The sequence below is a fragment of the Sphingomonas sp. 66-10 genome (genome assembly GCF_001897045.1).
In the GTDB taxonomy this organism is placed as follows: Bacteria; Pseudomonadota; Alphaproteobacteria; order Sphingomonadales; family Sphingomonadaceae; genus Sphingomonas; species Sphingomonas lycopersici.
The window spans coordinates 18,019-20,483 of sequence record NZ_MKRR01000027.1; the positions used below are offsets into that span (position 1 = coordinate 18,019).

Consider the following 2,465-nt stretch of genomic DNA (forward strand, 5'->3'; position numbering starts at 1 on the left):
GCGCCACCGAGGGACGGCGGATATATTCGATCATCATGAAGGCGAGCTGGCTCGCGAGCCGCGTCGACTGGAATTCCTTGAGCACCCCCATCAAAGGCACGCGCATCGTGCGCGCCTTGGGGCGGCGCAGCCACAGCAGCAATTTGGCCCAGCCGAACGGAAGCAGATTGCCGTTGAGCGGCTTGATCGCTTCGTTGAGGTCGGGGAGCGTGATCATGAACGCCACCGGCCGCCCGTCGACCTCGGCGATGCGGATCAGATCGTTGAATACGATCGGCTTCAATTTGACGCCGATGTCCTTGATCTCGGGCTCGGTGAGCGGGATGAAGCCCCAATTGTCCGACCAGGCATCGTTGAGGATGCCGAGGATGATTTCGGCTTCCTCCATGAATTTCGACTTGTCGACCTCGCGGATGCGGATCCGCGGGTTCTTCTCGCCCGAGGCGACGATGCGATTGACGATCGGCGGAAAACCGTCGCTGATCGGCAGGTCATAGGTGTAAAGCGTCTTGACCGGCAGATAGCCCGCGCGCTCCACCCAGCCGCGATATTCGGGCTTGGCATGGCCCATCATCACCGTCGGGGGGTGGTCATACCCCTCGATCAGCAGCCCAGGCTCCTCCCACACCGATTGCGAGACCGGGCCGATCGCGCGCGTCATCCCCTGCTCGCGCAACCAGCCCTCCGCAGCGGTGATCAGCGCTGTGAATTGTTCTTCATTCTCCGCATCCATCAGCCCCCAGAAGCCGGTGCCGGGGCCGAAGCCGCGCTCGGCGGGCATTTCAAGCGCGAGCGTATCGATATGCGCAGAGATCCGCCCGACCACGCGACCATCCTGCTCGGCGAGGAAAAGCTGAGCCTTTGCATGGCTGTACCAACCATTCTTCTCGGGGGTGATCAGCCCCAGCGCTTCGCCCTTGAGCGGCGGCACCCAGTTCGGATCGTCGCGATAGAGGCGGAAGGGCAGGTCGACGAAGATCTTGCGATCGCGCTTCGTCAGAACGGGGCGAATGGTGAGCGGTGATGCCATGACGGTGATGCAATAATCGGCTTGCCCGATCATGGCGAGTGGCCTTTCCGTCATCGAGGCGCTGTAAAGGCCACCGTCTCGCCACTATCTTCCGGCAATGGACCACGCCATGACGACCATCACCCTCGACCGCGCCGGCGCCGCGCCGGCCGATCGCACGCCGATCGCGGACGATCGCGCGATGCTGAAGGCCGCTGCCGATCTGACGCGCGATATCAACGCGCCGCGGCCGGGGGTCTATTGGGGCGATTTCCTCGGTTCGGTCGCGGTCGGCTATGCCGCGCTGGTCGCGGCGATCGTCGTGCAATCCACCGCGCTGACGGTCGTGGCGGGGGTGGTTGCGGTGCTGGCGCTGTATCGCGCGCTGAGCTTCATCCACGAGCTGACGCATGTGCGTCATGCGTCGCTGCCCGGCTTCCGCTTCGCCTATAATCTGTTCATCGGCGTGCCGATGCTGGTGCCGTCGTTCATGTACGAAGGCGTGCATAACCTGCATCACGCGCGCACGCGCTACGGCACCGTCGACGATCCCGAATATCTGCCGCTCGCGCTGATGAAGCCGTGGACGCTGCCGGTGTTCATCATCGTCGCCGCGCTGGCGCCGGTGGCATTGATCTTCCGCTACGGGGTGCTCACGCCGCTGTCGCTGGTCAGCCCCGCGCTGCGCCGCGCGGTGGTCGAGCGCTACTCGGCGCTGACGATCAACCCCTCCTTCCGCCGGCGGATGCCCGAGGGCGAGTTCCGCGCGCAGTGGAACCGGATCGAGACCGCCTGCGCCTTGTGGGCGATCGCGCTGGTCGCGCTGGCGGCGACGGGCGTGCTGTCGCTGCGTGCGCTCGGCATCATGCTGGCGGTCGCGTCGGGCGTCGCGGTGCTCAATCAGGTTCGCACGCTCGTCGCGCACTTGTGGGAGAATGAGGGAGAGGCGATGACGGTGACCGCGCAATATCTCGATTCGGTCAATGTCCCGCCGCCGGCGCTGCTGCCGGCTTTGTGGGCGCCGGTCGGGCTGCGTTATCACGCGCTGCATCACCTGCTGCCGGGGCTGCCCTATCATTCGCTCGGCGAGGCGCATCGCCGGCTGATCGAGGTGCTCGAACCGGCGTCGACCTATCACAACGCCAATTATCGTAGCCTGGGCTATCTGGTCGGCAAGATCGCGCGGAGCACGATGCTGCCGCGGTAAGGCGTCACGAGCTTATCCTCACCGTTCGCCCTGAGCTTGTCGAAGGGCTGCACTTCTTCGGAAGAAAGCGCAGGGCTTCGACAGGCTCAGCCCGAACGAGGACAGGGAATCTCGATTTAACTGCTATTCCTCGGTGCGCAGCAGCACCGTTTCGCCGATGAACAGGAACAGCAGGAACGGCGCCCAGGCTGCGAGGAACGGCGGGTAGGCGCCGAGATTGCCCATCGCCAGCGCGAAATTGTCCGCGAC

At 64.7% G+C, this 2,465-nt stretch carries 2 protein-coding genes and 1 pseudogene; 1 reads left to right on the plus strand and 2 read right to left on the minus strand.

Features of this window, described 5'->3' with window-relative positions; all coding sequences use genetic code 11:
- A partial coding sequence (locus tag BGN95_RS03345; RefSeq protein ID WP_286771610.1) for an N-acetyltransferase occupies positions 1 to 1,063 on the minus strand: 1,063 nt, incomplete at its 3' end.
- Positions 1,064 to 1,139: 76 nt separating this feature from the next.
- Here BGN95_RS03345 and BGN95_RS03350 point away from each other — a divergent pair.
- Positions 1,140 to 2,216 carry a fatty acid desaturase family protein gene (locus BGN95_RS03350; RefSeq protein ID WP_265314500.1) on the plus strand — a complete coding sequence of 359 codons (1,077 nt, stop codon included), beginning with the start codon at positions 1,140 to 1,142 and terminating at the stop codon, positions 2,214 to 2,216.
- Positions 2,217 to 2,339: 123 nt separating this feature from the next.
- Here the strand turns inward: BGN95_RS03350 and BGN95_RS03355 are convergent.
- Positions 2,340 to 2,465: pseudogene (locus BGN95_RS03355) on the minus strand (LPS export ABC transporter permease LptG); the annotation flags it as partial.

Coding starts and splice junctions, on each gene's coding strand:
- BGN95_RS03350 (WP_265314500.1), top strand. CDS start 1,140: ATGACGACCATCACCCTCGACCGCGCCGGCGCCGCGCCGGCCGATCGC.